This is a genomic window from Vannielia litorea, assembly GCF_019801175.1.
Classification (GTDB): Bacteria; Pseudomonadota; Alphaproteobacteria; order Rhodobacterales; family Rhodobacteraceae; genus Vannielia; species Vannielia litorea_B.
The window spans coordinates 59,791-81,346 of record NZ_JAHVJR010000003.1; the positions used below are offsets into that span (position 1 = coordinate 59,791).

The 21,556-nt window shown below is 66.9% G+C and carries 24 protein-coding genes, 1 tRNA gene, 1 other RNA gene and 1 riboswitch; of the genes, 14 read left to right on the top strand and 12 right to left on the bottom strand.

Annotated elements, in window-relative coordinates:
• Positions 1-28 precede the first annotated feature (28 nt).
• Positions 29-346 carry a hypothetical protein gene (locus KUV38_RS18715; RefSeq protein WP_222471747.1) on the top strand — a complete coding sequence of 106 codons (318 nt, stop codon included), beginning with the start codon at positions 29-31 and terminating at the stop codon, positions 344-346.
• Here the strand turns inward: KUV38_RS18715 and KUV38_RS18720 are convergent.
• The 3 genes from KUV38_RS18720 to KUV38_RS18730 are packed head-to-tail and all read right to left on the bottom strand — an operon-like array spanning position 343 to position 2,568.
• Positions 343-831 (bottom strand): hypothetical protein, encoded by a 489-nt coding sequence (locus KUV38_RS18720; protein WP_222471748.1) that lies wholly within the window; start codon positions 829-831, stop codon positions 343-345. The two genes, KUV38_RS18715 and KUV38_RS18720, sit on opposite strands and share 4 nt — an antisense overlap.
• The gene (locus KUV38_RS18725) at positions 828-1,820 is read right to left on the bottom strand and encodes an NAD(P)H-quinone oxidoreductase (protein WP_222471749.1); all 993 of its coding nucleotides are present in this window, start codon (positions 1,818-1,820) and stop codon (positions 828-830) included. The genes KUV38_RS18720 and KUV38_RS18725 overlap by 4 nt, the downstream gene beginning before the upstream one ends.
• 46 nt (positions 1,821-1,866) lie before the next feature.
• Complete coding sequence (locus KUV38_RS18730; protein WP_410001052.1) at positions 1,867-2,568, bottom strand: COQ9 family protein; 702 nt, start codon at positions 2,566-2,568, stop codon at positions 1,867-1,869.
• Positions 2,569-2,683: 115 nt separating this feature from the next.
• On the opposite strand from KUV38_RS18730, the gene rpsU reads away from it, so the two are divergent.
• From rpsU to KUV38_RS18775, 9 genes are all read left to right on the top strand, one after another.
• The gene (gene rpsU, locus KUV38_RS18735) at positions 2,684-2,890 is read left to right on the top strand and encodes a 30S ribosomal protein S21 (RefSeq protein WP_008207378.1); all 207 of its coding nucleotides are present in this window, start codon (positions 2,684-2,686) and stop codon (positions 2,888-2,890) included.
• Between the two features lie 234 nt (positions 2,891-3,124).
• Positions 3,125-3,796 carry a GNAT family N-acetyltransferase gene (locus KUV38_RS18740; RefSeq protein ID WP_222471750.1) on the top strand — a complete coding sequence of 224 codons (672 nt, stop codon included), beginning with the start codon at positions 3,125-3,127 and terminating at the stop codon, positions 3,794-3,796.
• A 98-nt stretch (positions 3,797-3,894) separates the two neighbouring features.
• A complete protein-coding gene (gene nhaA, locus KUV38_RS18745) occupies positions 3,895-5,121 on the top strand; it encodes a Na+/H+ antiporter NhaA (protein ID WP_222471751.1) in 1,227 nt (408 codons plus the stop codon).
• 102 nt (positions 5,122-5,223) lie between these two features.
• Positions 5,224-5,428: riboswitch (cobalamin riboswitch) on the top strand.
• A 127-nt stretch (positions 5,429-5,555) separates the two neighbouring features.
• A complete protein-coding gene (locus KUV38_RS18750) occupies positions 5,556-7,382 on the top strand; it encodes a TonB-dependent receptor plug domain-containing protein (protein WP_222471752.1) in 1,827 nt (608 codons plus the stop codon).
• 43 nt (positions 7,383-7,425) lie between these two features.
• Positions 7,426-8,196, top strand: coding sequence for an ABC transporter substrate-binding protein (locus KUV38_RS18755; protein WP_222471753.1), 771 nt, complete (start codon positions 7,426-7,428; stop codon positions 8,194-8,196).
• A gap of 109 nt (positions 8,197-8,305) precedes the next feature.
• Complete coding sequence (locus tag KUV38_RS18760; protein ID WP_222471754.1) at positions 8,306-9,292, top strand: FecCD family ABC transporter permease; 987 nt, start codon at positions 8,306-8,308, stop codon at positions 9,290-9,292.
• Positions 9,289-10,029, top strand: a complete 741-nt coding sequence (locus KUV38_RS18765; protein WP_222471755.1) for an ABC transporter ATP-binding protein — start codon at positions 9,289-9,291, stop codon at positions 10,027-10,029. The genes KUV38_RS18760 and KUV38_RS18765 overlap by 4 nt, the downstream gene beginning before the upstream one ends.
• Entirely contained in the window at positions 10,029-10,805 is a 777-nt protein-coding gene (locus KUV38_RS18770; RefSeq protein WP_222471756.1) for a cobalamin-binding protein, read from the top strand. The genes KUV38_RS18765 and KUV38_RS18770 overlap by 1 nt, the downstream gene beginning before the upstream one ends.
• A gap of 68 nt (positions 10,806-10,873) precedes the next feature.
• Positions 10,874-12,484 carry a GMC family oxidoreductase gene (locus KUV38_RS18775; RefSeq protein ID WP_222471757.1) on the top strand — a complete coding sequence of 537 codons (1,611 nt, stop codon included), beginning with the start codon at positions 10,874-10,876 and terminating at the stop codon, positions 12,482-12,484.
• 90 nt (positions 12,485-12,574) lie between these two features.
• Here the strand turns inward: KUV38_RS18775 and KUV38_RS18780 are convergent.
• A tRNA-Arg gene (locus KUV38_RS18780) sits at positions 12,575-12,651 on the bottom strand.
• Positions 12,652-12,766: 115 nt separating this feature from the next.
• Between KUV38_RS18780 and KUV38_RS18785 the strand changes: the two genes are divergently transcribed.
• Positions 12,767-13,195 carry an STAS/SEC14 domain-containing protein gene (locus KUV38_RS18785; RefSeq protein ID WP_222471758.1) on the top strand — a complete coding sequence of 143 codons (429 nt, stop codon included), beginning with the start codon at positions 12,767-12,769 and terminating at the stop codon, positions 13,193-13,195.
• 174 nt (positions 13,196-13,369) lie between these two features.
• On the opposite strand, the gene KUV38_RS18790 is transcribed toward KUV38_RS18785, so the two are convergent.
• Positions 13,370-14,005, bottom strand: a complete 636-nt coding sequence (locus tag KUV38_RS18790; protein ID WP_222471759.1) for a ribonuclease T2 family protein — start codon at positions 14,003-14,005, stop codon at positions 13,370-13,372.
• A gap of 130 nt (positions 14,006-14,135) precedes the next feature.
• Between KUV38_RS18790 and KUV38_RS18795 the strand changes: the two genes are divergently transcribed.
• Both KUV38_RS18795 and KUV38_RS18800 read left to right on the top strand, forming a co-directional pair.
• Positions 14,136-14,891 (top strand): DUF1013 domain-containing protein, encoded by a 756-nt coding sequence (locus tag KUV38_RS18795; RefSeq protein ID WP_222471760.1) that lies wholly within the window; start codon positions 14,136-14,138, stop codon positions 14,889-14,891.
• Between the two features lie 77 nt (positions 14,892-14,968).
• Complete coding sequence (locus tag KUV38_RS18800; protein ID WP_222471761.1) at positions 14,969-15,529, top strand: DUF4453 domain-containing protein; 561 nt, start codon at positions 14,969-14,971, stop codon at positions 15,527-15,529.
• On the opposite strand, the gene KUV38_RS18805 is transcribed toward KUV38_RS18800, so the two are convergent.
• The 5 genes from KUV38_RS18805 to KUV38_RS18825 form a co-directional block, all read right to left on the bottom strand.
• Complete coding sequence (locus KUV38_RS18805) at positions 15,526-15,813, bottom strand: hypothetical protein (protein WP_222471762.1); 288 nt, start codon at positions 15,811-15,813, stop codon at positions 15,526-15,528. The genes KUV38_RS18800 and KUV38_RS18805 overlap by 4 nt on opposite strands.
• A gap of 205 nt (positions 15,814-16,018) precedes the next feature.
• Positions 16,019-16,618: a recombination mediator RecR gene (recR, locus tag KUV38_RS18810; protein WP_222471763.1), complete on the bottom strand. Its 600-nt coding sequence runs from the start codon at positions 16,616-16,618 to the stop codon at positions 16,019-16,021.
• Positions 16,619-16,654: 36 nt separating this feature from the next.
• On the bottom strand, positions 16,655-16,999 hold the full coding sequence (locus tag KUV38_RS18815; RefSeq protein ID WP_222471764.1) for a YbaB/EbfC family nucleoid-associated protein: 345 nt from the start codon (positions 16,997-16,999) through the stop codon (positions 16,655-16,657).
• Positions 17,000-17,026: 27 nt separating this feature from the next.
• A complete protein-coding gene (locus tag KUV38_RS18820; RefSeq protein ID WP_222471765.1) occupies positions 17,027-18,781 on the bottom strand; it encodes a DNA polymerase III subunit gamma/tau in 1,755 nt (584 codons plus the stop codon).
• A gap of 60 nt (positions 18,782-18,841) precedes the next feature.
• Positions 18,842-19,228: a YidH family protein gene (locus KUV38_RS18825; RefSeq protein WP_222471766.1), complete on the bottom strand. Its 387-nt coding sequence runs from the start codon at positions 19,226-19,228 to the stop codon at positions 18,842-18,844.
• A 193-nt stretch (positions 19,229-19,421) separates the two neighbouring features.
• Here KUV38_RS18825 and KUV38_RS18830 point away from each other — a divergent pair, with 193 nt between their 5' ends.
• Positions 19,422-20,951 (top strand): ankyrin repeat domain-containing protein, encoded by a 1,530-nt coding sequence (locus tag KUV38_RS18830; protein ID WP_222471767.1) that lies wholly within the window; start codon positions 19,422-19,424, stop codon positions 20,949-20,951.
• 91 nt (positions 20,952-21,042) lie between these two features.
• Here the strand turns inward: KUV38_RS18830 and ffs are convergent.
• Positions 21,043-21,141, bottom strand: an RNA gene (gene ffs / locus KUV38_RS18835) — signal recognition particle sRNA small type.
• A gap of 37 nt (positions 21,142-21,178) precedes the next feature.
• Complete coding sequence (locus KUV38_RS18840; protein WP_222471768.1) at positions 21,179-21,532, bottom strand: hypothetical protein; 354 nt, start codon at positions 21,530-21,532, stop codon at positions 21,179-21,181.
• Positions 21,533-21,556 lie beyond the last annotated feature (24 nt).

Here is a 21,556-nt window from a genome sequence, read left to right on the forward strand (position 1 = left end):
GCTGGCGATGAGAGGGAGGGAAGCCGCGATGAGAGCCACAGCCCGCGTCACCGCAATCGCCCTTCTCGCCGCCTCGCCCCTTTCCGCCGACGAGGATTTTCCGCAGATCGACGTGGCCCCGCAGTGCCAGCGCAGCGCCGAGGGGCTGGAAGATGCCGAGGTGGCTTTCGAGATGTGCATGCAGGGTCAGGCGCTCTCCTTCGGCGTTCTGCGCAGCCTGTGGCCAACTCTGCCACCCGACCTCCGCCGCGAGTGCACAGCCTACGGACGCACTGAAGGCTCCTATGCTGCCCTGCGCGTCTGCATCGAACAGGCGATCGGTCCGTTGAAAGCACCGACCCTCTAATCAAGCCTCGCCCGCGCCCTGCGCCAAAACCACACCTTCGACTTCAAATCCTGCAACCGCTCGATCGCGCGCCCGAACACGAACACCCGGTGCCGCAAGTCCTGCGGACCGCCATAGGGAATGCTGTCGCGAAACACCGGCTCGCCCCGCTCCCGGCAGGCCAACTCCACCCGCCGCGCCTCGTCCCGGTCCGGCGTCATGATCAGCGGGTGCTTCCAGGCCCAGGCATCGCCCGCAATCTGGGCATAGGCATGGGCAACAAGCTCCGCCTCAGAGCCAAACCGCGCAAGCTCTCGCCACGCGCCGCGCTGCTCGTAGCCCCAGAGCCACTCCGTCCCGTCATGGCGCACCGCATGGCCCTCGCCAATCGCCCGCCCGTCCAGCGCATAGCTGCCAAAGTTCGCCCCCTCCGCCACCATCCAGTCCCGCAGCGCGGTGAGCGTCTGCGGTGGACTGTCAGGCGGAGCGGGGCGGTATGGGCTCACCCGCCAGCGACCTCCAGAACGATCTTGCCGATGTGCTCCGAGCTTTCCATCCGCGCATGGGCCTTGGCGGCATCGGCCAGCGGAAAGGTCGAATCCATCACCGGTGCGACCCGGCCCGAGGCCAGCAACGGCCAGACCTTCGCTTCCAGCTCCGCCGCGATCTCCGCCTTCGCCGCCACCGACTGTGGCCGCAGGGTCGAGCCGGTGATGGTCAGCCGCCGCGCCATCACCTGCGCAAAGTTCAACTCCGCCTTCGGCCCGGAAAGGAAGGCGATATGCACCATCCGCCCGTCCATCGCCAAGGCCTGCACGTTGCGCGGAATGTAGCTGCCGCCCACCATGTCGAGCACGAGGTTCGCCCCGCCCTCGGCCTTCAGCACCTCCACGAAGTCCTCTTCGCGGTAATTGATTGCCCGCTCCGCGCCGAGCTCAAGACAGGCGTCGCACTTTTCCTTCGAGCCCGCCGTGGCAAAGACCCGCGCGCCAAAGGCCGTGGCTAGCTGAATCGCCGTGGTGCCAATCCCCGACGAGCCGCCGTGGATCAAAAACACCTCCCCCGCCTTCAGCCCGCCTCGCATGAAGACGTTGGAGTAAACCGTATAGAACGTCTCCGGCAGGCAGGCCGCCTCCTTCATCCCCATGCCCTCGGGCACCGGCAGCGCATGGGCGGCGGGGCATTTCACGTATTCCGCGTAGCCCCCGCCCGGCAGCAGGGCGCACACCTTGTCGCCCACCGCCCAGCGCGCGCCCTCGCCTGCGGCCACCACCTCGCCCGAGCACTCGAGGCCGGGCAGGGGGGAGGCATCGGGCGGCGGATCATAGGCCCCGGCGCGTTGCAGCGCGTCGGGCCGGTTCACCCCGGCCCAGGCCACCTTGATCACGATCTCCCCCGCGCCCGGTGCAGGCACCGGGACCTGCGCCAGTTGCAGCACCTCCGGCGCGCCGGGCTTGTTGATCTCCACGGCGTTCATCGTCTCTGGAAGGGTCATGAAGTGTCCTCTGGTGGTCTGTCAGATTGGCAGGGCAAGCCCCGCCCTAGGGTTTGCTCACATGGCCGGGCATGTCGGCGGGCGGGGTGCTGCGCGGGGCGCGCACCCGGCTGGCCAGCCACTCCGGCCCGGCCATCAGCCCCTTGGTCAGCGGGTTCTTCCGCAGGCCTGCCTTCAGCTTCTCCACCCGCATCACATCGGCGATCCGCCGGTCCAGAAAAGCCCATGTCGCCTCATGGCCCGCGCTCTCGTCGCCCAGCCAGTAGAGCAGGGTGGCGGAGTATACGGCCGAGAGCGTCGCCCGCTTTGAATACCAGTTGAGGTCTTCGCTGGTGTCGCCCATCGCCCGCCAGATTGCATCGGCGGTGCCCCAAACCGCGCCTGCGCCCGCGGCTGCATTCTGCGGCAGGGCAAAGAGCGAGGCCGCGCGGCGCACAGCCTCCCGGTCGCCCTCGATGGCTTCCAGCCTGAGCCGCACCGCATGGGCGATCCGGTCCGAATAGCGCATCTCCTCAAGCTCGGCCTCGGCCAGCGCGGCCTGCATTTTCGCATCGCCCCGCGCATGAAACGCCAGCGCCAGATCGACCGCCCCTTTCGGAAACAGCGCCCGCGCCTCCGCCAGACTCACCCCGGCCTCCTCGGCCGCGCGGGTCAGCGCCTCGTCGGACCATCCGTCAAAGGCCACATGGGGCAGGGCGGCATCGAGAATGGCTGCTTTTGCGGGGGTTTCTTGCGTGTGATCCATCATGTCACGGCTACTTAGGGCGATTTCTCAAGGAGTGTAGACAGATGCCCGGCCCTTTGCTATACGGCGCCCTCCTGCAAATTCTTGCAACTCTAATCAGAAAGGTGGTGACAACCACATGCAGGTAAGCGTTCGTGACAACAACGTCGATCAGGCGCTTCGTGCTCTGAAGAAGAAACTTCAGCGCGAGGGTGTGTTTCGTGAGATGAAACTCAAGCAACACTTCGAGAAGCCGTCCGAGAAGAAAGCCCGTGAAAAGGCCGAAGCGATCCGCCGTGCGCGGAAGCTGGCTCGGAAAAAGGCCCAGCGCGAGGGGATGCTCTAAGCACCCATCGGCACACGAACGGCGAGGGCTCCGGCCCCCGCCTACGACGACCCCCGCGGCTCCGCCCGGGGGTTTGTTGTTTTTTGGGGTCAGGATGCGACCGCACCCCCCGATCCACCACAAGCCGTGCATCGCCGCCCCGGGGGGCGGGTCGGCGCTGCACGGCGCCTTCGGCTTGATTCCATGCGGGTGCTCCGCTCAAACGGTCTCCACAATCCCGCAGGAAGCTCCAGAATGCCCGACCACCCGCTCGACACCCCCGCCCGCGCCGCGCTTACCGGCCCCCACGCCCATCTCGCCCAGCGCCACGGCACCGCCCTGCGCTACGATCCCGGCCTCATCCCCTTCGCCGCCATCGACCCGGCCCACCCCGAAGACCTCACCACCCTCGCCGCCCCCGGCGAGCTGGCCGTCTTCCTGCAAACCGCCCCGGTCGCCGCCCTCCCCGGTTTCACCGAAGCCCTGCGCGCCGATGCCGTCCAGCTCACCAGCCAAACCCTGCCGCCCGCGCCGGACGACCCGCGCATCATCCCGCTCGGCCAGGCCGATGCTGCTGATATGCTGGCCCTCGCCGGGGCCACCAAGCCCGGCCCCTTCACCCTGCGCGCGCTGGAGCTGGGGCCGTTCTGGGGCATCCGCCACGAGGGCCGCCTCATTGCCATGGCCGGCACCCGCATGGCCGCACCCGGCTTCACCGAAATCTCCGGCGTCTGCACCGACCCCTCGGCGCGCGGGCAGGGCCTCGCCCGCCTGCTCTCGGCCCATGTCGCACATGCCATTGCGGTGACCGGCAACACGCCCTTCCTCCACGCCTTCGCGGCCAATCCGGCGGCAATCAAACTCTACGAGAGCCTCGGTTTCGCCATCCGCGCCGAGCTGGCCTGCGCGATCTTCCAGAAAACATGAGAAAAAAACTGCGACACCGCGCCTCACACGGTTGATCTGATCCGGCAGGGTTGCCATCTCGTTACGTAGGGAAGCTAAACGCGCAACAGGGACAGGGAATGCTCCGCAGAACACTCGATGAATTTTTCAGCTCCGATGCCGCCGGCGGTGTGGTGCTGATGCTCTCCGCCGTGGCCGCTCTCATGGTGGCCAACTCCTCGCTCAACCCTGAATACCAGGAATTTCTGGGCGCCTACATCGGCGTCACGGTGAACGGCGAGGGCATCGAGAAACCGGCGCTCCTGTGGATCAACGATGGCCTCATGGCCATTTTCTTCTTCCTCATCGGTCTCGAGCTGAAGCGCGAGCTGATGGAAGGCAAGCTGAAGAACCCCGCCGACGTGGTGCTGCCCGGCATGGCAGCGGTCGGCGGCATGGTGGTGCCTGCGGCAGTCTACGTGTTCTTCAACTGGGGCAACCCGGCCACCATCGGCGGCTGGGCCATTCCGGCGGCCACCGACATCGCCTTTGCGCTGGGCGTTCTGGCCCTGCTTGGCTCCCGCGTGCCCTCCTCCCTCAAGATCTTCCTGCTGACGCTGGCGATCCTCGATGACATGGGCGCCATCCTCATCATCGCCCTGTTCTACACCGCCAACCTTCAGGTTGATTACCTCTTCCTCGCCTGCATCCCGCTGGCGCTGATGATCTGGCGCAACCTGCGCGGGGCGCACCGCGTGGCCCCGATCCTGTTGCTCGGCGTGGTGATGTGGGTCTTCGTGCTCAAGTCCGGCGTGCACGCCACACTCGCCGGGGTGATCACCGCCTTCTGCATCCCGCTGAAGGACAAGTGGAACAAGTCGCCCCTGCACTCCATCGAGCACGGCCTCGCGCCCTACGTCCTCTACGTCATCGTGCCGCTCTTCGCCTTCGCAAATGCTGGCGTGGTGCTGCAGGGCATGTCGCTCTCGTCGCTGCTCGACCCTGTGCCGCTCGGCGTTGCGCTCGGCCTGATCGTCGGCAAGCAGGTGGGCGTCTTCGGCACCACATGGCTGATGGTCAAGACCGGGCTCGCCAAGCTGCCCTTCGGGGTCAACTGGATGCACATCTACGGCCTCGCCTGCCTCGCCGGGATCGGCTTCACCATGTCGCTCTTTATCGGCTCGCTATCCTTCTCGGATGCCGCCCTGATGAACGAGGTGCGCCTCGGCGTGCTGCTGGGCTCTGCCGTCTCGGCGGTGGTGGGCTTCCTCGTCCTGCGCGCGGCAACCAATGCCGGCAGCGGCGAAAAGGTCGAAGCGCTGAACCAGCCGGGCGCGGCAGAGCGGGCCGAGGCCGCGGCGGAGTAACCCGCGCTCAAGCCGTGCCGCGCCGCCCCGCACGGTGGCGCAGCACGGCCCCAGCCACCCAAAACCGTTAACAAATCCCTTGCGCGACTCCCCCGAGCCGCGCTAACCCGCCTCTGCTTCGGTTCGGGCGCAAGCCCGGAGCAAAAGGGAACGTGGTGCGGGGCAGAAGCCCCAAGGCCACGACTGCCCCCGCAACTGTAAGCGGAGAGCGAGGCCTGTGCGCCACTGGGGGAGCATCCCCCGGGAAGGCCGGCCAACTCGCGATGACCCGCAAGTCAGGAGACCTGCCGAGGCGATCACCCTGAACCCGTGCGGGGCGCACGGCGTGAGCGGTCAGTCCGTAGCGGTGACGAAAGCACCGTCCGCGGAACGCCTCGCATTCCAAAGACACCACGCCACAGCGGGCTCCGGCCCGACGCAGAAGGACTTTGGAGATGAACCGCCTCCTCGCCACCACCGCAGCCCTCGCGCTCTCCACCTCCGCGCTCTCCGCGCAGGAGAGCTACGACCTCGAAACCATCACCGTCACCGCCGACCTCTCCGACGGCACCGAAACCGACCGCACCGGCGCCACCGTCGAGGTGAGCACGCGGGAGGAGTTGGAAGCGGCAGGCGATGATGACCTTGCCACCTACCTCTCCCGCCAGCCGGGCCTTTCGCTGGCCGCATCGGGCGGGCCGGGCAGCCTCGCAGACATCCGGATGCGCGGCCTGCACCAGAAATACGTGAAGGTGCAGATCGACGGCATCGATGTGCTCGATCCGTCCTCTCCCTCCCCCTCCTACGACTTCGGCCTGATGGGCGTCTCCGGCCTCGGCCGCATCGAGGTGCTGAAGGGCTCGCAATCGGCCCAATACGGCTCCTCCGCCGTGGCCGGGGTGATCTCGCTCCAAAGCCGCCGCGCCACCGAAGAGGGCACCCACGTCTATCTGTCCGGTGAAATCGGCAGCTACGACAGCTTCGGCCTCGCCGCTACCGTCACAAGCCTCGGCGAGCGGCACAACTTCGCCGTCACGCTTGAACGCCTCGAGTTCGGCGGGTTCTCGTCTGCCGATGAAGAGGACGGCAACACTGAAGCCGATGGTTTCTCGTCGGTCCGGCTCTCGTTCAACGGCGAATACGCCCTGACCGACGCCCTCTCCATCGGGCTGTCCGGCTTTACCGAAAAGAGCACCGTCGCCATCGACGGCGGCTTTCCCTTCGGTGATACCGCCGAAGAGACAGATGGCACCTCGAACGGCTTGCGCGCCTTCGCCCGCTACGACGCCGGGGCCATCACCCATCAGTTCGAGGCCACCTATTACGACATTGAGCGCGACTATGCCGTGTCGGGCAACCGCTACGAAGGCGAGCGCCACGGGCTGCGCTACCTCGGCCAAGCCACGCTGTCGCCCTCGGTCCAGCTGAACTTCGGTGCCGACTACACGGAAGAAGACTTCACCTCCGCCACCTTCATCACCGCCACCGGCAAGCAGAACACCACAGGCGTCTTTGCCGAGGTCAACTGGGCCGCATCCAGCGAGCTCGATGTGTCGGCCGCCCTGCGCCACGATGCCCACAACCGCTTTGGTGGGCACACCACCGGTCGTCTGGCACTGGCCTGGCGCCCGCAGGAGGATCTGATCGTGCGGGCCGCACTGGCAACCGGCTTCCGCGCCCCCTCGCTTTATGAGCTCTACGCACCGATCTACGGTAACGACACCCTGACGCCCGAAACCTCGCGCAGCGCCGAGCTGGGCATCGAAAAGCGGCTTGGCGGCGACGATTTCGTCAAGGCCACGCTGTTCTACACAGAGGTCGATGACATGATCGGCTCCGATGCATTCTTCGTCTACACGCAGGTGCCCGGCACCTCTGTGAGCAAGGGGATCGAGCTGTCGGGCCGCAAGGCTCTGTCCGACAAGGTGTCGCTCTTCGGAAACTACACCTACACCGAAAGTGTGGATGAGAACGACCTGCGCGAATTGCGCGTGCCGCGTCACAACCTCGTCCTCGGTCTCGAGGCCGAGATCGCACCGCGCTGGAACGTCATCGGTGAACTCCAGCACGTTGCCGACACGCTCGACGTCGACGCGCAGACCTTCGCCACCATCGAGGGCGATGACTACACGGTCGTCAATGCGATGGTCACCTACGACGTGAGCGACAGTGCCGAAGCCTACTTCCGGATCGAGAACATCGGCGATGTCGAATACCAAACCGTCAACGGTTACGGCCAGTCCGACCGCGCCTTCTACCTCGGCCTCCGTGCCAAGTTCTAAGCACCTCGCCAGTGCGCTCGCGCTCTGGCTGGCGGGGGCCGTCATGGCCCTCGCCGCACCGCCCGAGCGGGTGGTGTCGATCAACCTCTGCACCGACCAGTTGGCCCTCGCCCTCGCCGCGCCGGGCCAACTCGTGTCGGTCACCCGCATGCTCCAGCGCGATGAGGAGGCAATGGCCGAGGCCGCCCGCGCCCTGCCGGGCAATTCCGCCCGCGCCGAAGAGGTCTACCTGCTCGCGCCCGATCTGGTGCTGGCAGGCAGCTTCACCGCGCCCGATACCCTTCGCATGCTCCAGCGCCTCGGCCTGACGGTCGAGGTATTCACCCCCGCCGAAACTCTCTCCGACATCCGCGCCAATATCCTCCGCATGGGCACCCTGCTGGGCCGCGAGGCCGAGGCGCAGGCTGAAGTCGCCGCTTTCGACGCCCGCCTCGCCGCCATTCCCGCGCCCACCGGCCCCGCGCCCCTCGCCGCTCTCTATGCCGCCAACGGCTATTCCGCCGGCGATGCCACCCTGCCGGGCCAGATGGTCAAGGCGGCGGGCTTTGCGCTGCTGGCCGAGGAGATGGGCCTGCCCTACGGTGGCGTCGTGCCGCTCGAAACCCTCGCCACCTCCTCGCCCGACTTGCTCATCGCCGCCCGTCCCGGCGCACCCAAGAGCCGCGCCGAAGAGATTCTCGCTCACCCGGTTGTCGCCGCCCTGCGCGATCAGGTCCCCACCGACACCCTCCACGACAGCGACTGGACCTGCGGCACCCCCTCCGTGCTCGATACCGTCGAGCGGCTGGCCGCGATCCGGGAGACGATGAAATGACTATAGGTCGGGATGTGTCCCGCCTCCCCCGCGCTTCGCGAACTGCGTCCAAGCGCGCCCGCCATGCGTGTCAGGCCACCAACCAATGGCTCGACCCTGAGGCCCACCCATGACCCCCGCGCGCCTCTACACCGCCCTCGGTGCCCTCACCGTTGTCCTCTTCCTCGCCTCCCTCACCACCGGCCCGGCCTCCCTGCCCATCCCAGAAGCGCTCTCCGCGCTCGTCACCCAATCCGATGGTCCGGCCACCATGGTCATGCGCGAAATCCGCCTGCCCCGTGCTCTGCTCGCCGCGCTCATCGGTGCCTCCCTCGGTCTCTCCGGCGCCGCGATGCAGGGCTACCTGCGCAACCCGCTGGCCGAGCCCGGCCTCATCGGCGTCTCCGCGACCGCCGCCCTCGGCGCCGTCATAGCCATCCAGACCGGCCTCGCCGCCGCCTACGCCTTCGCGCTCCCTGCCGCTGCCCTCTCCGGCGCGGCAATCGCCACCCTCGCGCTCCTCGCCCTCGCGGGCCCGCGCGGCACCGCGCTCACCCTGATCCTTGCCGGCGTCGCCCTCTCGGCCCTCGCCGCCGCCCTTACCAGCCTCGTCCTCAACCTCTCCCCCTCGCCCTATGCAGCGGCAGAGATCGTCTTCTGGATGATGGGCTCCGTCGCCGACCGCTCGATGACCCACGTCGCCCTCGCCGCCCCCTTCATCCTCGCGGGCATGGCCCTGATCCTACCCCTCGGGCGAGGCCTTGATGCCCTGACCCTCGGCGAGGACGCCGCCGCCTCCATGGGCACCCGCCTGCACCGCCTGCGCCTCGCCCTCGTCCTCGGCGTCGCGGCCTCCGTCGGCGCGGGCACCGCCGTCGCCGGGGCCATCGGCTTCGTCGGCCTCGTCGTGCCGCACCTGCTGCGCCCGCTCACTGGCCACCGCCCCTCGACCCTCCTCATCGGCTCCGCCCTCGGCGGCGCGGCCCTCCTGCTGGCGGCAGATACCGCCACCCGCCTCGTCTTCCCCGAGCGCGACCTCAAGCTCGGCGTCGTCACCGCCCTCATCGGCGCGCCTTTCTTCTTCCACCTCGTCTGGCGCCTGCGAGGCCGGCTATGACCCTGACCCTCCAGAGCCTCTCCGTCACCCGCCAGAACGGCCGCGAAACCTTGCGCGAGGTCTCCCTCACCGTCACCCCCGGCGAGTTCATCGGCCTGATCGGCCCCAACGGCGCGGGCAAGACCACGCTCCTGCGCGCCGCCCAGGGCCTGCTGCCCGCCACCGGCACCTCCTCCCTCGCGGCCCTCACGCCCACCCAGCGCGCCCGCGCGGCCGCCTTTCTCCCACAGTCCCGCGAGATCGCCTGGGATCTGACGGTCGAAACCCTCGTCACCCTCGGCCGCACCCCCCACGCCCCCTCCGAGGCCGACGCCACAGCCGTCACCAAGGCCATCACCCAGATGGCCCTCACGCCCCACGCCCAGCGCCGCGCCACTCGCCTCTCCGGCGGCGAACAGGCCCGCGCCCTCATCGCCCGCGCGCTGGCGCAGGAAACCCCGCTGCTGCTGGCCGACGAGCCCATCGCCGGCCTCGACCCGGCCGCCCAGATCGCCACCATGCAGCTCTTCGCCCAGCTCGCCACCGAGGGTCGCGCCGTGCTCGCCTCGCTGCACGATCTCTCCCTCGCCGCCCGCCACTGCACCCGCCTCGTGGTGCTGCACGAGGGCCGCATCGCCGCCGACGGCCCGCCCGAGCAGGTGCTCACCCCGCAGCTGCTGTCAGAGGTCTTCCACATCACCGGCAGCTTCGTCTTCACCGACCACGGTGCGCTCTTCACTCCCACGGGACTCACCTGATGCCCTTCCCGCCCGAGCGCATCGTCTGCCTGACCGAGGAAACGGTCGAAACCCTCTACCTCCTCGGCCAGCAGGACCGCATCGTCGGCGTCTCCGGCTACGCCGTCCGCCCGCCCGGCGTGCGCCAGCAAAAGCCCCGCGTCTCCGCCTTCACCTCTGCCGATATCCCCAAGGTCATGGCCCTGCGCCCCGACCTCGTGCTGACCTTCTCCGACCTTCAGGCCGATATCGCCGCCGCCCTCCTGCGCGAAGGCGTCGCCGTCTATGGTTTCAACCAGCGCGGCCTCGCAGGCATTTTCGACATGATCGAAACCCTCGGCGCCCTAACCCGCTGCGAGGAAAAGGCGCAGGCTTTGACGCGCAGCTACCGCGCCCGGCTCGATATCCTGCGCGCCGAGGCCCCCGCGCAAGGTCTCAAGGTCTATTTCGAGGAGTGGGACGAGCCGATGATCTCCGGCATCGGCTGGGTCTCCGAGCTGATCGAGGCCACCGGCGCGACCGACTGCTTCGCCCATCTCGCCCGCGAACAGGCCGCCAAGAACCGCATCATCACGCCCGAGCAGGTCATCAAGGCCGCCCCCGACGTGATCCTCGCCTCATGGTGCGGCAAGAAGGTCCGCCCTGAGCGCATCACCGCCCGGCCCGGCTGGCACACCATCCCCGCCGTCGCCAACGCCCGCATCCACGAGATCAAATCGCCCATCATCCTCCAGCCCGGCCCCGCCGCGCTGACCGATGGGCTCGATGCCATCCTCGCCGCCCTTGGCCGGGACTAAGCCCACCACCCCGACTAGCCAAACGCGCCCGGTTCTGCCGTAATGCCCTTGAATACCGGGGAGGCCAGATGACCGAGACAACCGACGCAGGCGAATACGACTACATCGTCGTGGGCGCGGGCTCTGCGGGCTGCGTGCTGGCCAACCGCCTCTCCGCCAACCCGGCCAACCGCGTGCTGCTGCTCGAGGCCGGCGGGTCAGATCATCACCACTGGGTGCACATTCCCGTGGGCTACCTCTACGCCATGGGCAACCCGCGGCTCGACTGGTGCTATCGCACCGCCGAAGAGCCCGGCCTCAATGGCCGCTCGCTCGCCTATCCGCGCGGCAAGGTGCTGGGCGGCTGTTCCTCGATCAACGGCATGATCTACATGCGCGGGCAGGCAGCCGATTACGACCAGTGGCGCCAAGCGGGCTGCACCGGCTGGGGCTGGGACGATGTGCTGCCGCTCTTCCGCAAGTCAGAGAACCACCTCGCCGGCGCCAGCCCGGCCCACGGCACCGGCGGCGAGCTGGACGTGACCGAGCAGCGCCTGCACTGGCCGGTGCTCGATGCGGTGGCCGAGGCGGCGCAGGAGATGGGCATCCCGGAGAGCCACGATTTCAACGATGGCGACAACGAGGGCGTCGGGTACTTCCCGGTCAACCAGCGCGGCGGCTGGCGATGGAACGCCCGCAAGGCCTTCCTCAAGCCGGTCCGCACCCGCCCTAACCTCCGCATCGAAACCCACGCCCACGCACAGCGCCTGACCCTCTCCGAAGGCCGCGCCGATGGCGTGATCTACCGCCAGAACGGGCGCCTGATGCAAGCCCGCGCGAAGGGCGAGATCGTGCTGGCGGCAGGGGCGGTGAACACCCCCCAACTGCTCGAACTCTCCGGCATCGGCCAGCCCGACCTGCTCCAATCGCTCGGCATCCCCGTGGCGCTGGAGGCTCCCGGCGTCGGCGAGAACCTGCAGGACCACCTGCAAATCCGCACCGTCTACCGCATCACCGGCGCGCTCACCCTGAACGACCGGATGCGCAGCCTCTTCGGCAAGGCGCAGATCGCGCTGGAATACGCCCTGCGCCGCTCCGGCCCGATGTCGATGGCCCCCAGCCAGCTCGGCATCTTCACCCGCTCGGGGCCGGAGTTCGACCGCGCCAATATCGAATATCACATCCAGCCGCTCACGCTGGAGGCCTTCGGCCAGCCGCTGGACCGTGACCCGGGCGTGACCATCTCGGTCTGCAACCTGCGCCCCGAGAGCCGCGGCACCATCCACGCCACGGCGCCCACCGCCGACACGGCCCCCGAGATCCGCCCCAATTACCTCTCCGCCCGCGCCGACCAGATCGTCGCCGTCGACAGCCTGCGCCACGCCCGCCGCCTGATGGCCACCGCCGGGCTGCAAGACCTTCAACCGCGCGAAATCAAACCCGGCCCGGAGGTGCAGAGTGAGGAAGAGATGCTGAAAGCTGCAGGCGACCTTGGCACCACCATCTTCCACCCGGTCGGCACCGCCCGCATGGGCAACGACCCGGGCGCCGTGGTCGACCCCGAGCTGCGCCTCAACGGCCTCACCGGCCTGCGCATAGCCGACGCCTCCATCATGCCCACTATCCCCTCCGGCAACACACATGCACCGGTGACGATGATCGCAGAGAAAGCGGCAGAGATGATGCTGCGGGCGGGGTAGGGGGGCAAGAAGCCGACCAACCCAAGCGCATGAAAGGCACTCCGGCACACACGCCGGTCGGCACACACTCAGTCGGATTTCAGGGGGAAGTGGCGCGCTGGGGAGGATTCGAACCCCCGACCCCTTGATTCGTAGTCAAGTACTCTATCCAACTGAGCTACCAGCGCGTGGAGCCGTCATCTAACCGCCCCGTCCGACCATTGCAAGGGGGGTCGCGCCGGTTTTCGCATTGGGGCAAACTGATTGCGAGCAACGCGCGTTGACCCACCGAAAGGAGGCCCCATGCCCGACGGTTTCACCATCCTGCCCGATACCCCGCCCGAGGTGCTCGCCGTATCCGGCCACGGCACGATTGACGCAGCCGCCTATGAGGAGGTTCTGCGCCCCGAACTCGAGGCTCGGCTCGCCCGACACGCGCACATCCGCCTGCTCTACGTGCTGGAGGACGACTTCGAAGGCTTCACCACCGGGGCTGCCATAAGCGACGCCCGGCTCGGCCTGAGCCACCTGCACGATTTCTCCCGTATTGCTCTGGTGACGGATGCCGAATGGGTGAATCACGCCGTGCGCCTCTTCGCGCCGCTCATTCCGGCGCCGCTCCGCTGCTTCCCGCTCTCTCGCCGTCGCGAGGCAGAGGCTTGGGTGTCAGAGTCCGACCCCTCCGCCGAGGCCGACGCGGACCCGCCATTGGGTGAGTCGTTTCCGGTCTGAACACGGTGCCTGCATGGCGAGGTTAGTATCGCGTTGAGCGGGCGTGCCTTGTTGTTACGGATCGCCCGAACACAAGACAGGCGTTTTGCGTATGCATGGGATGTGCATCAGTTGTGCATCAATTGTGTATGGCCAAAAGCCGAATCGATGGGGCCCGTTAACCCTGCCGCCAAATCAGCGGATCGGCTCGAACCCGGCATCCCGCATCGTGCAGTCCCGCACCACGTCACGCCCGCAGTCGCGCGGCTCCAGATCCTTGGTGAGGCAGATCCGCACTTCCTGAATCCGCCCCGCCTTGCAGGTCACCGTCAGCATGTCGGCGCCGAGGTCGGGATTGTCCTTCAACCACGCCTCTTCGACCACTGAGGCGGGCAGGGTGATCGGGTCTTTCAGCTTCCGGAACACCTCGGGCCGGGTCACGCTGCCATAGGCCTCTCGGGCGGCGGCGAAATAGGCAGCCGAAGAGAGGCCGGCACAGCGCCCATGCTTCTTCCACTGATACCAGGCAAGGCCGGAAGTTCCCATGATATCAGCCATCTGGGCGGTATCGCTTCTGCTTGGGTCCCGCTCGGCGGTGCGGCAGAAACTCGGCCAGCCCCGCTCGTATTGCGGCCAGAGCCCGTGCAGCACCCAGCCATATCCGCGGCCCCGGTCGCACTGCGGCGAACCCTTGGCCCGGCCCTCCAGCGCACACCAGTTCGGCGACCACGACAGGCTCATCACGTAGTAGTCAAAGTCACCGGCCCGCTCGCCCTCGGCCCATGCCGGCCCGGCCAGCCCAAGCAGTATCGCCGCGATCCAAGCCCGCATTCGCCCTTCCTTTCCTGATCGGTTTTCCCTATACAGCCCCCCAAGTTCCCCGACAACGTGAACTCACCCCGCCAAAACCCGGGGTCGCCTTTCCGGCGTCGGGAAAGTCGTGCTCAAGGAGTCCCTACCGATGAACAAACCCCTTATGGCAAAGGCCACCGCCGTCTGGCTGGTGGACAACACCACACTCAGCTTCACCCAGATCGCCGAGTTCTGCGGGCTGCATGAGCTGGAAGTTCAGGGCATCGCCGATGGCGACGTGGCGCAGGGCGTGAAGGGCTTTGACCCGATCGCCAACAACCAGCTGACCCAGGACGAGATCGACGCGGGTGAAAAAGACCCGCGCCACAAGCTGAAGCTCAAGTTCAACCAGGCCGCCGTGGGCGAAGAAAAGCGCCGCGGCCCGCGCTACACTCCGCTTTCCAAGCGGCAGGACCGTCCGGCCTCGATCCTCTGGCTGGTCAAGTTCCACCCCGAGCTGACCGACGGCCAGATCGGCAAACTGGTCGGCACGACCAAGCCGACCATTCAAGCGATCCGCGAGCGCACCCACTGGAATATCCAGAATATTCAACCGATTGATCCGGTCGCCCTCGGCCTCTGCAAGCAGACCGAACTGGACGCCGCCGTGCAGAAGGCCGCCGCCAAGAAAGCCCGCGAAGGCGAGGCGATCTCGGACGATGAGCGCCGCAAGCTGCTCTCCACCGAGCAGAGCCTGACCGCCGAGCCGGAGCCCAAGATCCCCTCGGCGATCTCGGGCCTCGAGACCTTCACCCTCACCGGAAACGACGAGGAGGAAGACAAGAAGGAAGAGACCGTGCTCGACGCCGACAGCTTCTTCAACCTCCCCGACGACGAGAGTGGCTCCGACGACGAGCAGCCCTGACCCGGCCAAACACCCTTGAATTGAAGGCCATACAGGCCGACCATCCCGGCAGTCATTCTGCCGGGATTTTCTTTGCCATGCGCCTCTATGCCTTTGTTTTCCTTTCTGCATCCCCCGCCTTTGCCGGCGATGGCACCTGCGATGAACTCTGGTTTACCCGCAACGCTATCTTCCACGAGGCGGGCTATTGCTTTGGCTCACCGCTCGGGCAGGCCATCTTCGGCAACGAAGCTTGCACGACCAAGTCGCCCGATCTGACGGCCGCCCAAACAGCCCGGCTGGACCGTGTGAAAGCCGCCGAAGAGGGCTGCGTGGTCGAACTGAGCCGCACCTCGCTCGACATCCCCGACCTTGCCATTCGTCGCCGCCTCACCGTGCTGCCTATCCGCTCCGAGAGCGAGTCCGGGTGCATCGGCTGGAAGGGTGGGCCGTTCAGCCTGCGCACCGGCACAAGCCATTCTGCCGAAACGCTTTTTACATTGGAGCCGGATGACGTGGTGCTCTTCTCGCACGAGAGTGAGCAGGCCGGGGGTGAAGTCTGGGACTACGTTCAGGTCTACGATAACGGCGTCTTCCGCAAGGCGGGCTGGGCGGTAATCGACTGGGGGCCGGAGGTGTGCGATGGCCTTGCAGGCTAGGCCTTGCCGGAGCTGGCGATCTCCTTCGGCGAAGCAGCTTTAGCGGCTGCCTGCCTGGGAAAACGAAGGAGATCGCCATCCTGTGCCAGCCGTGCCTCGCTCGCGGCAGGCTGTGACCCGGCAAATCGGGAAGGAAGGCCGAGGGAAACGATATTGGCCTCCGTCCCGGCGGGCCCTTCGCCCGCCGCCTGCTCGAGCGCGCGTCGCAGGGCGGGGTTCAGCCCCACTCCATGCGGTTTGGCAGCGTGGTCCATCGTCAAGAGTTCACGAAAAAACCTGTCCATCGCCTGCGCCCTCGTTTCCGAAGTGGCGGCGGGAGCGCGGCATCCTTGCCCGATCCTACCCACAGGCCACTCCGGAACCCTTAAATTCCGTTAGCGTCTTGCTGGAGTGGCCTCTGGCGCGCTGTTGGCGTGTATCTGACAAAAATAGTCAGGTAAGTCAACGGCGCAAATTCGTGCTCAGTCAAAAATCTGGCAAGACTCAGTTCTAAAGGCTTTTTCTCGCGCGAAGCGCCGCGCCTATGGTGCCGTCGTCGAGGTAGTCCAACTCGCCGCCCACCGGCACGCCTTGGGCGAGGGAAGTGATCGTCAGCCCCATATCCTCAAGCTGGTCGGCGATGTAGTGGGCCGTGGTCTGGCCATCGACCGTGGCGTTCAGCGCAAGGATCACCTCGCTGATGCCCTCCTCGCGTACACGCTCCGCAAGCCGCGGAATGCGCAGCTCTTCCGGCCCCACGGCGTCGAGCGCGCTCAGCACGCCGCCCAGTACGTGATAGCGCCCCTTGAACACGCCCGCCCGCTCCATCGCCCAGAGGTCGGCCACGTCTTCGACCACGCACAGCTCGCCGGTCGCCCGCTTCTCGCTCAGGCAGATCGAGCACACGTCGGCCGTGCCCACGTTGCCGCAGCGCAGGCATTCCCGTGCGGTTTCGGCGACCCGGCGCATGGAGTCGGCCAGCGGAACCAGCAACTGGCCGCGCTTCTTGATGAGCTGAAGCACCGCCCGCCGGGCCGAGCGCGGCCCAAGGCCGGGCAGTCGGGCCATCAGGGCGATCAGCCCTTCGATCTCTTCCTGGTCTCCGGCCATGCCGTTACCCGCCTGTTAACTCTTTGCTGGCAGAGTTCAGAGCGGCAGGTCCATGCCCTCGGGCAGGCCCATCTCGCGGGTGATCTTCTCCATCTCCTGACGCGCCTTCACTTGGGCCTTGGCCTGAGCGTCCTTGATCGCGGCGAGGATCAGGTCTTCGACCACTTCCTTCTCTTCGGGGTTGAAGATCGAGGGGTCGATATCCAGCCCGTTGAGCACGCCTTTGGCGGTGCAGCGGGCCTTGACCAACCCGGCGCCGCTTTCGCCCTCAACAGTCATTTCCGCCAGTTCTTCCTGCAGCTTGGCCATCTTGCCCTGCATCTCCTGCGCGGCCTTCATCATCTTGGCCATATCGCCGAGTTGGCCCAGTCCTTTAAGCATCTCGTAACCTTTCGCGTATAGAAGGGATCAGTCCTCTTCGAAGGGGTCCCATTCGTCGTCCACTTCCGGAAGCGCCTCCGCGGCGGCCTCCGCCTCGATCTCTTTCACAGTGCGGATCTCGCGGATCTTCGCACCCGGAAACTCCGCCAGAACCGATTGCACCAGCGGGTGCTCGCGCACCTCCGTCTCCAGCGCCATCCGCTCGGCATCACGAACCTCGGCAATGGTCTCACCACCGCCGGACCCCACAACAGAAACGCCCCAGCGCACGCCCGTCCATGTCTGCAGCCGTCCGCCCAGCCGCGCGGCAAGGTCGGGGGCGGCATCATCGGTGGGCTCAAACTCGATCCGGCCGGGCTGGTAGCGGGCGAGCCGCAGAGTGGTTTCCACCTCCACAAGCAGCTTCACATCGCGATGGTAACGGATCAGTTCCACCACGTCCTCGAACCGCCCGTAGCGTGCCAATGCCACCTCCGGCTCCACCGCCAGCGCGGTAGCGGTGCCATGAGGTGTTCCGGCGGGGGCCGAGATGGGCGGCGCAGCGCTATGGCTGACGGCGGGAGCCTGCGCCGAGGGCGCAGCCACACCATTGCCGCCACCCCCGCCCGGGCCGGGAGGCGGGGGAGGGGGCATGTCCTTCAGTTTGCGAATGAGCTCGTCGGGCGTGGGCAGTTCCGACACATGCGTCAGCCGGATGATCGCCATCTCGGCGGCCATCATAGCATTCGGTGCCTGGCTCACTTCTTCCAGTGATTTCAGCAGCATCTGCCACATCCGCGACAGCACCCGCATCGAGATGCTCTCAGCTAGCGCCCGCCCGCGATCCCGCTCGTCGGGCGAGATCGTAGGGTCATCGCCCGCATCGGGAGTGATCTGCGTGACAGAGACCCAATGGGTAACTTCTGCCAAGTCCCGCAGCACCGCCATCGGGTCCGCGCCCTCGGCATATTGCTGCGCCAGCTCGCCCAGCGCCCCGCTGGCATCGCCGCGCAGCACCATCTCGAAAAGGTCCAGCACCCGGCCCCGGTCTGCCAGACCCAGCATGGCGCGGACGGTTTCGGCCGAAGCCTCCTCACCGCCTTGCCCAAGCGCCTGATCGAGCAGCGAGGTCGCATCCCGCGCCGAGCCTTCCGAGGCCCGTGCCAGCAGGGCCAGCGCGTCATCGGTGATCTTGCCGCCCTCGGCTTCGGAGATCCGGCGCATAAGGGCGATCATGTCTTCCGGCTCGATCCGTCGCAGATCGAACCGCTGGCAACGGCTCAGAACCGTCACCGGCACCTTGCGAATCTCGGTCGTCGCGAAAATGAACTTGGCGTGGGCGGGCGGCTCCTCCAGCGTCTTCAGCAGCGCGTTGAACGCGCTCTTCGACAGCATGTGAACCTCGTCGATGATGTAGACCTTGTAGCGCGCATTGGCCGGCGCATAGTGAACCGTATCAAGCACTTCGGCGCGAATGTCGTCGATCCCGGTGTTCGAGGCCGCGTCCATCTCGATTACGTCTACGTGCCGCCCTTCGGCGATGGCCACGCAGGCATCGCACGCTCCGCAGGGGTCGGTGGTTGGCCCCTGCTCGCAGTTCAGCCCCTTGGCGATGATCCGGGCAGTTGTCGTCTTCCCGGTGCCGCGAATGCCGGTCATGATGAAGGCCTGGGCAATCCGGTCGGCCTCGAAAGCGTTGCGCAGCGTGCGCACCATCGCCTCCTGCCCGACAAGGTCGGCAAAGGTCTGCGGGCGGTATTTGCGCGCCAGAACCTGATAGCCGGATTTCGGAGTTTCGCTCATGTCGCCTCGTTGCGGTGGACCGGGCTCAATCTAGGGGCTGGCCCCGGCAAGGTCCATGCCTCAGAGCGACCAGAGCACGAAACCGACTGCGAGCGTCGCCACGGAAAAGATCGCGGCGATGGTGGCAAAATGGGTATGGGTCAGCGGCTCGGCGGCATGGTCCTCCAGCCGCGCGTGGGTGCGCCGTGCATTGCGCTGGGCGAAGAAAAAGATCACCAGCGCAGCGATGATGAACAGGCTGGCCACGGCCTTGGCGGCCCATGTCGGGTCAAAATCGCCGAAAACCGCCTTGAGCCCGATCGCAACTGCAACCGAGCCGAGGCCGGTACGCATCCACCCGGCAAAGGTGCGTTCGTTGGCCTGCAGCGTGCGATCTTCCGCCCAGTCGGTGCGGTTCTCGGCCCATTCGGTCTTCGTATCGGGGTTTTCCGGGCATCCATCCTGCATGGAGGCAATCTAGCGCGGCGCCCGGGGCTTGCCTATGTCCCGCGACACCCGCTAGCCTGACCGGGCCGCGCAGGGCGGCATCCCCGGTCCGCGGAAAGCTGTAAGGCCCCCTGAAGCGACAAGACCGATACCGGTTTTTCTTGTGGCCCAGCCCGGGCGGACCATCGGGCCCTGAACAAGGGAAACCTGATTCATGACTTCTGAGATTGATCGCTGTCGCCGTGCCGCCAAACGGCTGAAGAAGGCCCATGCCGCTGGCGAGGCCGAAGCGCTGGCCCGTGCCGCTGCGGTGCTTCCGCCCGAACGGCTGGCCCCGCTCCGCCACGTGGATGCGCTCCACGTCATCGCTCGCGAGGAGGGCGCCGAAAGCTGGCCACGGCTGAAGCTGCGGATTGAGCTCCACGCCGCCACGCCCGAGCAACGGTTGAGGCGGCTGCGGGAGGCGCTGGAGAACGGCTTTCACTGGGCGGTGCGTGAGGTACTTGCGGTTGCGCCGGATCTGGCGCGAGCCGATCCGGGCGTGGCCGCAGCGCTCTACGATCTGTCCTATTGGCAGGCGGCTTTGGCGGCAGACCGGGAGGCGGCCACCCGCGAGATCGAAGGCGCGCCGCCGCTATGCCATCTCGCGTTCTCGCGCTGGGTGCATGGCGACGGCACGGTGGAGAATATGCGCGCCCTTGCCGAACTTTTGCTGGCTCATGGGGCCGATGTGAATGCCGGAAAGCCCGAGCCCGGTGGCTCCGGCCACATGCTGTCACCGCTCTACGGGGCTATCGGCCACGGCAACAACATGGCGCTCGGTCGCTGGCTTCTGGACCACGGGGCCGACCCGAACGACGGCGAGTCGCTCTATCACGCAACAGAGCTGGGCCACACCGATGGGCTGACGATGCTGCTGGAGGCCGGGGCGAAGAACGAAGGCACCAACGCACTGCTGCGGGCGCTGGATTTCGAGGATATCGAGCCGGTGCGTATGCTCCTCGCCGCGGGGGCGGACCCGAACGAAGGTGTTGCCGCACACCCATCCGGGGAGCCGCCGATGAAGGCCTCTGCCCTGCACCAGGCGGCACGGCGGATGCGCTCCGGCGCGGTGGCGCGGCTGCTGATCGAAGCCGGTGCATCTCTCACCGCCCCGTGGGACGGGCGCAGCCCCTATGCGACGGCACGGGTGTTCGGCAATGCCGAGGTGGCGCAGATCATCGCCGAGGCGGGCGGCGAGACGCCGCTGAGCGGGTCGGATGGGATCATCGCAGAAGCCGCCGAGGGTCGGGTGCCGACCGGGCGGCTGGTGCCCGAAGAGCTTTCACCCGAGACGCGTACCTTGCTGCGCGGCATCATCCACCTGCCCGGCGCCCTCCCACGGGTGAAGGCGCTCGTGGCCGCGGGGATGGAATGGGACCGCTCCGATGACATGGGCGTTCCGCCGGTGCAGATCGCAGGGTGGGAGGGGCTATCCGAGATCATGGCCTTCCTGCTCTCCCTCGGCCCGGACCTTGAGCACAAAAACCAATATGGCGGTGACCTGCTCGGCACCACGCTTCACGGTACCGCCAATGCGCCCGACCGCGCCGTGCGCGACCATTTGGGCTGCGTTCGGCTGGCGCTGGAGGCGGGCCTGCCGCTTTATCGTGGATATCTGCTTTTCACTGGGAGTGAAGAGATTGCGGGCGTTCTGGCAGATTATGCCGAGGCGCACCCGGAGAGGGTGGTGGACAATCTTTAGACCGGGGCTGGCGGATGCGTTGCGGCACTCTCGGCATATCGCTGCGCGATACGCCTGCCGCGGTTCGCATATGCGTTTCTCGCATATACTCAGGTGAGAGGCTGGACAACGACCCAAGCGGGGCTCGTTACGGCTGCTTCCTTCCGGACCTGACCGGGTTGGCGAGGCGCTCGCCCGCGCCAACCTCTCAGAGCGCTATGTAGGGCGGCAAGGCGGGATTCGCAAGATCAGCCGTTCTGAACCGGGATCTCGCCGTTGCAGAAGAACCGGGTGAAGGCCCCGTAGCAGCGAATGCTCTCGCCAAAGCCCGAAACGTCGATCGCCGCATACAGCGTGCGGTCGTCGTAGCTTACATCCAGCCCGGCGCGGACGATCTCGTAGCAGGCGTCGTGATCGGCTTTGCACATCATCGTCAGGGCAAAGGCGCCGCCATTCTGCTGGGCGCTCGGGTTTGTGCTGGCAAGGCGTTGCAGGAAAAGCGATTTCAGCTCGGCCTCAACCGCGGCTTGGCTCGGTTTGGTGAAGGCTGCGGCAAGGGCCGCGATGGCCAGAAGAGCGATGAGCCAGACGATCTTGCGCATTTGGGGTCTCCCGTTACCTGCGCC

What these genes read in the sequence shown, in the direction of transcription:
- KUV38_RS18715 (WP_222471747.1), top strand. Translation starts at nt 29, where the DNA reads ATGAGAGCCACAGCCCGCGTCACCGCAATCGCCCTTCTCGCCGCCTCG.
- KUV38_RS18725 (WP_222471749.1), bottom strand. Translation starts at nt 1,820, where the DNA reads ATGACCCTTCCAGAGACGATGAACGCCGTGGAGATCAACAAGCCCGGC.
- KUV38_RS18730 (WP_410001052.1), bottom strand. Translation starts at nt 2,568, where the DNA reads ATGATGGATCACACGCAAGAAACCCCCGCAAAAGCAGCCATTCTCGAT.
- rpsU (WP_008207378.1), top strand. Translation starts at nt 2,684, where the DNA reads ATGCAGGTAAGCGTTCGTGACAACAACGTCGATCAGGCGCTTCGTGCT.
- KUV38_RS18740 (WP_222471750.1), top strand. Translation starts at nt 3,125, where the DNA reads ATGCCCGACCACCCGCTCGACACCCCCGCCCGCGCCGCGCTTACCGGC.
- nhaA (WP_222471751.1), top strand. Translation starts at nt 3,895, where the DNA reads ATGCTCCGCAGAACACTCGATGAATTTTTCAGCTCCGATGCCGCCGGC.
- KUV38_RS18750 (WP_222471752.1), top strand. Translation starts at nt 5,556, where the DNA reads ATGAACCGCCTCCTCGCCACCACCGCAGCCCTCGCGCTCTCCACCTCC.
- KUV38_RS18755 (WP_222471753.1), top strand. Translation starts at nt 7,426, where the DNA reads ATGGCCCTCGCCGCACCGCCCGAGCGGGTGGTGTCGATCAACCTCTGC.
- KUV38_RS18760 (WP_222471754.1), top strand. Translation starts at nt 8,306, where the DNA reads ATGACCCCCGCGCGCCTCTACACCGCCCTCGGTGCCCTCACCGTTGTC.
- KUV38_RS18765 (WP_222471755.1), top strand. Translation starts at nt 9,289, where the DNA reads ATGACCCTGACCCTCCAGAGCCTCTCCGTCACCCGCCAGAACGGCCGC.
- KUV38_RS18770 (WP_222471756.1), top strand. Translation starts at nt 10,029, where the DNA reads ATGCCCTTCCCGCCCGAGCGCATCGTCTGCCTGACCGAGGAAACGGTC.
- KUV38_RS18775 (WP_222471757.1), top strand. Translation starts at nt 10,874, where the DNA reads ATGACCGAGACAACCGACGCAGGCGAATACGACTACATCGTCGTGGGC.
- KUV38_RS18785 (WP_222471758.1), top strand. Translation starts at nt 12,767, where the DNA reads ATGCCCGACGGTTTCACCATCCTGCCCGATACCCCGCCCGAGGTGCTC.
- KUV38_RS18790 (WP_222471759.1), bottom strand. Translation starts at nt 14,005, where the DNA reads ATGCGGGCTTGGATCGCGGCGATACTGCTTGGGCTGGCCGGGCCGGCA.
- KUV38_RS18795 (WP_222471760.1), top strand. Translation starts at nt 14,136, where the DNA reads ATGAACAAACCCCTTATGGCAAAGGCCACCGCCGTCTGGCTGGTGGAC.
- KUV38_RS18800 (WP_222471761.1), top strand. Translation starts at nt 14,969, where the DNA reads ATGCGCCTCTATGCCTTTGTTTTCCTTTCTGCATCCCCCGCCTTTGCC.
- KUV38_RS18805 (WP_222471762.1), bottom strand. Translation starts at nt 15,813, where the DNA reads ATGGACAGGTTTTTTCGTGAACTCTTGACGATGGACCACGCTGCCAAA.
- recR (WP_222471763.1), bottom strand. Translation starts at nt 16,618, where the DNA reads ATGGCCGGAGACCAGGAAGAGATCGAAGGGCTGATCGCCCTGATGGCC.
- KUV38_RS18815 (WP_222471764.1), bottom strand. Translation starts at nt 16,999, where the DNA reads ATGCTTAAAGGACTGGGCCAACTCGGCGATATGGCCAAGATGATGAAG.
- KUV38_RS18820 (WP_222471765.1), bottom strand. Translation starts at nt 18,781, where the DNA reads ATGAGCGAAACTCCGAAATCCGGCTATCAGGTTCTGGCGCGCAAATAC.
- KUV38_RS18825 (WP_222471766.1), bottom strand. Translation starts at nt 19,228, where the DNA reads ATGCAGGATGGATGCCCGGAAAACCCCGATACGAAGACCGAATGGGCC.
- KUV38_RS18830 (WP_222471767.1), top strand. Translation starts at nt 19,422, where the DNA reads ATGACTTCTGAGATTGATCGCTGTCGCCGTGCCGCCAAACGGCTGAAG.
- KUV38_RS18840 (WP_222471768.1), bottom strand. Translation starts at nt 21,532, where the DNA reads ATGCGCAAGATCGTCTGGCTCATCGCTCTTCTGGCCATCGCGGCCCTT.